General features: G+C 52.9%; 1 pseudogene. It reads left to right on the forward strand.

The annotated features are described in order from the left end of the window. Nucleotides 1-395, forward strand: a pseudogene (locus FJV41_RS56455) (hypothetical protein); the annotation flags it as partial.

Here is a 395-nt window from a genome sequence, read left to right on the forward strand (position 1 = left end):
ACTCGAAGATGCGGGTCTATGACGGCGAAAGTCTGAAAGATACCGACCCGAAAGCGAAGTCCTATCAGGAGTATCGCGATTACGCCGGGGTTGATGAAGGGATGAACGGGCTCTCCACCCGCTTTGCCTTTAAGATCCTGTCTCGGGTATTTAACTTCGACCACGTCGAGGTGGCCGCTAACCCGGTGCATCTGTTCTATGTGCTGGAGCAGCAGATTGAGCGCGAACAGTTCCCACAGGAGCAGGCCGAGCGCTATCTGGAATTCCTCAAAGGCTATCTGATCCCGAAATACGCCGAGTTTATCGGCAAAGAGATCCAGACCGCTTATCTGGAATCCTACTCCGAGTATGGGCAGAACATTTTCGATCGCTATGTCACCTACGCTGACTTCTGG

It is taken from the genome of Myxococcus llanfairpwllgwyngyllgogerychwyrndrobwllllantysiliogogogochensis, assembly GCF_006636215.1.
GTDB lineage: Bacteria > Myxococcota > Myxococcia > Myxococcales > Myxococcaceae > Myxococcus > Myxococcus llanfairpwllgwyngyllgogerychwyrndrobwllllantysiliogogogochensis.